This is a genomic window from Butyricicoccus sp. AF18-9LB (genome assembly GCF_027684505.1).
GTDB classification, from domain to species: domain Bacteria; phylum Bacillota; class Clostridia; order Oscillospirales; family Butyricicoccaceae; genus Agathobaculum; species Agathobaculum butyriciproducens.
Genome location: NZ_JAQCWA010000043.1, coordinates 1 through 4,585, shown reverse-complemented (window position 1 = coordinate 4,585; position 4,585 = coordinate 1). Strand labels below are relative to the sequence as shown.

General features: G+C 53.7%; 3 protein-coding genes and 1 rRNA gene. All 4 read right to left on the bottom strand.

Going from position 1 to position 4,585, the window contains the following annotated elements:
* Nucleotides 1-505: 505 nt before the first annotated feature.
* Nucleotides 506-1,690 carry a pyridoxal phosphate-dependent aminotransferase gene (locus PGY33_RS13880; RefSeq protein ID WP_270479116.1) on the bottom strand — a complete coding sequence of 395 codons (1,185 nt, stop codon included), beginning with the start codon at nt 1,688-1,690 and terminating at the stop codon, nt 506-508.
* Between the two features lie 266 nt (nt 1,691-1,956).
* Nucleotides 1,957-2,661, bottom strand: a complete 705-nt coding sequence (locus PGY33_RS13875) for a hypothetical protein (protein ID WP_110436608.1) — start codon at nt 2,659-2,661, stop codon at nt 1,957-1,959.
* Nucleotides 2,654-4,177: a DUF1538 domain-containing protein gene (locus tag PGY33_RS13870; protein WP_118481369.1), complete on the bottom strand. Its 1,524-nt coding sequence runs from the start codon at nt 4,175-4,177 to the stop codon at nt 2,654-2,656. Before PGY33_RS13870 ends, PGY33_RS13875 begins: the two co-directional genes overlap by 8 nt.
* A gap of 126 nt (nt 4,178-4,303) precedes the next feature.
* Nucleotides 4,304-4,408, bottom strand: a 5S ribosomal RNA gene (gene rrf / locus PGY33_RS14605).
* Nucleotides 4,409-4,585: the final 177 nt, after the last annotated feature.

Here is a 4,585-nt window from a genome sequence, read left to right as displayed (position 1 = left end):
GCCGGAACGACATCAGGACACAAAATTTCCGTAAAGCGCCGCAGCTTTAATTGTGCGGTGTTGCCTTCATCAAAAGAAAAACCCTTCCGAATGTTGTCCTCGGAAGGGTTTCACTTACTGTCTTCAGTTGTCATGTGCGGTTACGGCTCCTCGTGTGATGTTTTTTTAATCAGACGATTACCTGCCGCGACGATTGGTACGGTTCATGCTCTTAGCGTTGATGTGTTCGCCTTCCAGTTCTACCATGCGAGCGTTTACCAGTCCATTAAAGAAACTTCTCATACCCATAATCTTTGCACTCCTTTTCAGTGATTCAGGTGATTGTATTTTTGAGATCCTTTCCTGATCTCTGGTATTATAATACACTTTCCCTGAAAAGAATACAAGAGCAAGTTTTTATGAATATCTCACAACTCAACCGTCATAATTTTATGCAGTTTGCACAGTGTAACTCGACACCTTATACATAATTAACCGAAACCACTTATGAACTTTACATAATAAATCAGCGATACTCCTTCGCCAGTCGTTCAAACAGCGGCAGCGCACGCTCGATGGTCTCGGTTTTCACACAGTAAGAAATTCGCATATGACCGGGGGCACCAAAATCCGCACCCGGAACGACCAGAAGGTCATATTTCTTTGCGCGTTCACTGAAGGCGCGGTCGTCCGCCTCGAGCGTCTGCGGGAACAGATAAAACGCGCCGTCCGGCTTGACACAGTGATACCCCATCGAGGTCAGACCGTTAAAGAGCAGGTCGCGGTTGGTCTGGTAAACCGCAATATCGCTGGTCTGGTCGGCACAGCGTGCCGCCACGCGCTGGAACATACTCGGCGCACAAACATAACCGAGTGCGCGGCCTGCACCGCAGACAGCGGCATACAGCTCTCTGCTGTCGGCGGCTGCCGGCGGCACGAGCACATAGCCGATACGCTCACCCGGCAGCGACAGCGACTTGGAGTACGAGTAGCAGATAATGGTATCGTCGTAGAAATGCGGCACGAACGGCACCTGCACGCCATCATATACGATCTCGCGATACGGCTCGTCCGAAATGAGGTAAATCGGGTGACCGTATTCCTTCTCCTTGCCGCGCAGCATGTCGGCAAGGCACTTGATGGTCTGCTCGGAGTACACTGCACCGGACGGGTTGTTCGGCGAGTTGACAACGACCGCCTTGGTGTGCTCATTCAGGCGCTGTTCGAGAGCACCGAAGTCAATCTGAAAATCCGCGATAGACGGCGGCACAATGACGCACTTGGCACCGGCACCGCTTTCGATGAACATTTTATATTCCGGAAAATACGGTGCAAACACAACAATCTCGTCACCCTCGCAGACAATCGCCTTGAACGCACAAGAGAGCGCGGCTGCCGCGCCTGCAGTCAGGTACAGGCTGTCGCCGGTGTAGTCCGTGCCGAAACGCTTGTTAAGGCTGTCCGCCAGTGCGCCTCGCACATCTGTGGCCCCCTGTGCCGAGGTATAGCCGTGCAGTGCAACCGGATCACCTGCCGCCTCGACGTAAATCGCCTGACGAACCGCCTCCGGGGCGGGTACGTTCGGGTTGCCGATCGAGAAATCGAATACGTTCTCGCGGCCAACGATCGCCGCACGGCTGTTGCCGTACTCGAACAACTCGCGGATCGTCGAACGGCGGCTGCCTAAATCCATCATGTGCTCATTTATCATGGTTATCTACTCCTGTCAGGGGTTCTCCCTGTGAAAATTACTGCCCTCATTATATCATACTATTTTATCAGAGTGAAGATGGAAATTGGAAATTGAAGGGTGCGTTCCTCTCTTTTGTGTTACGGGAGAGCACGCTGTGCTCCCCTGCGGGATCATTGTGCAGAGCGGGATGGTGTCCCGCCGTTTCCCGCCAAATAACACAATAAAAAACGGAGAACAGAAAGCAAACGTCAGACGCTTATTTTCCATTCTCCATTTTTCCATTATCAATCCGCCAAGCCGATAGCTGCCGAAAGCGGCATTGACAGCACAATGCCATGACTGCGGGTCTTCATTCCGACCGCCTGCATCAGCGCCGTCATAACCTGCTGTTTCTCATCGCTTCGCACCACGAGGAACACGATTTCCTTTTCGGCCTGAATTTCGATACCGAAAAATCGTTTAACCTCATTTTCCGCAATACCGCGCGCTGAAATGACCGTGCCGCCGCGTGCACCGGCCTTGCGCGCCGCATCCATCGCCACGTTGGTATAGCCGCGCTCCATCACAACTGCTACAACGTCAAAACCGTCGTTCTTCTCTGTCTCGTGCATCCGGCTGACCTCCTTTTGCTCCTCGTCTGCAGCGGTCAGCAGCTTGTGCCACCGCAGACCAATGCCTGTAATCGGAATGGCAAACGCGATTCCACGTCCGGGATATCGCATTTCCAGCTCGCGTCCGAGCCTTTTGAGCAGGCGAACGCCGGTCTGACGGCTGACCATACACATCACAATGGCCTTTGCCGTTTCACCGATGCCGAGCAGGTCGAGCATTTCCGTGCGCGCCGTGCCGTGTGCCATACACACAAAGTCCACCGGCGCCTGTTCCTCACGATAGATACGCAGCACCTTTTCGCCCTGCTCCACGTCAACAACGGCCGCTACGACCTCTACCGCGCTCTGCACCGTCATCTGCGGTCGGTTTTCACTCATGCTCTGCTCCCTCCAAAACGATGATGCTATCCTCATCCTCTGCGGAAACATCGGACGCATCCTCGCTGTTCTGTTTCTTTTTATAGATGAGACCCAGCACCTGAATGGTAAGCAGCGGGGTCATGGCTACCATAGCTACAATACCGAAGGCGTCAGTCATCACGTTGCCGCCGAGCGCTTCACACGCGCCCATGGCGAACGGCAGCAGGAATGTGGTCGTCATCGGACCGGATGCAACGCCGCCCGAGTCAAATGCGATGCCGGTGAAAATTTTCGGCACGCAGAAAGTCAGTCCCAGTGCGGCAAGATAACCCGGCACCAGTATATAATAGATTGAAATGCCTGTCAATACGCGCAGCATAGCCATGCCGACCGAGCAGGCCACGCCGATGGACAGGCTGAGCATCATCGCTCTCTGCGAGATGCCGCCGTTTGTGATGGACTCGACCTGTCGATTGAGCACATGCACGGCCGGCTCCGCAGTCACCAGAAAATAGCCGATAAGCATGCCAAGCGGCACCAGCACCCATTCCTGTCCGCTCAGCGCCAGCTGCTGTCCGAGATAATGGCCCACGGGCATAAATCCGACGTTTACACCGGTCAAAAACAGCGACAGACCGGTAAATGTGTACACAAAGCCTACGCCGATCTTGCGCAGCTGCATGGCATGGAATCTGCGGAAAATCAGCTGAAATACCGCGCAGAACAGGATGATTGGCACCAGTGCGGACAAAACCTCGTGTATGTACGCGGGCAGCTCCACCACAAATGTGTGCGCTGCCTGACGAGTGTCCTCCACGTCCGGCACGGTCACTGCCGTGTAGCCTGCACCGTTTGTCGGATAGAAAATGCCGAGCAGCAGCACCGCCAGCACCGGCCCAATGCTGCACAGCGCAACCAGACCAAAGCTGTCCTCCTGTGCGCCGCTATCGCCTCGGATGGAAGCTAAACCGACACCGAGCGCCATAATGAACGGTACGGTGACCGGTCCGGTGGTCACGCCGCCCGAGTCAAACGCCACAGAAACGAACTCGTTCGGCACGAAAGCCGACAGGATAAACACCACCGCGTAAAACACAATGAGCAGCAGCGACAGACGAATCTTGAACAGCGTACGCAGCATAGCCAGCACGAAAAACAGACCGACGCCGACCGCGACCGTCCAGATCAGCACATTGTTTGGAATGGACGGCACCTGACCGGCCAGAACCTGCAGATCCGGCTCCGCGATCGTGATGAGTATGCCGATGATGAGCGTAATGAGTATCACGATGAACAGATTTTTCGTGCGCGGCAGCTGTGCGCCGATACCCTCGCCCATAGGCGTCATAGATACGTCCGTGCCGAGTGAAAACAATGCCATGCCGACGATAAGCAGCGCCGCACCGGTCAAAAACAGCACCATTGTGCCGACCGGCATCGGTGTGATCGTCACGCTGAGCAGCAGCACGATGATCGTGATCGGCAGGACAGACGACACCGACTCGCTGATTTTTTCTTTCAGAATTTTGTTCATTCTCGACCCCCTGCTTGCGATAAAATACCAATTTAGGCTATTATATCATATAAGGAGAGGTGAATTCCAGTGAACAGGGAATTCTTAACGAAAACAAAACACCGACTCTTTCGAGTCGGTGTTCGGTGTGCGCGATGAGTTATCTTCCCGGGCCGTCGCCAGCCAAGTATTGTCACTAACTACTGTGTTCGGAATGGGAACAGGTGTACCCTCGTCACAATAATCACGCACTTACTTTCTTGTGAACAAGAAAGTAAGCAAAGAAAACTTTACCTGCGCTTACGCGCTCTTGTTCAAAAGAAACCTTATTTAGAAACATATTACTATGTTTGCTACTTTGTTATACCGTCAGCACTGTTATAAAAGATTGGTGACCCGTGGGAGAATCGAACTCCCGTTTGCGGCGTG

Bases quoted from the DNA above. Each gene is read 5' to 3' on its own strand.
- PGY33_RS13880 (WP_270479116.1), bottom strand. From the start codon at position 1,690: ATGATAAATGAGCACATGATGGATTTAGGCAGCCGCCGTTCGACGATC.
- PGY33_RS13875 (WP_110436608.1), bottom strand. From the start codon at position 2,661: ATGAGTGAAAACCGACCGCAGATGACGGTGCAGAGCGCGGTAGAGGTC.
- PGY33_RS13870 (WP_118481369.1), bottom strand. From the start codon at position 4,177: ATGAACAAAATTCTGAAAGAAAAAATCAGCGAGTCGGTGTCGTCTGTC.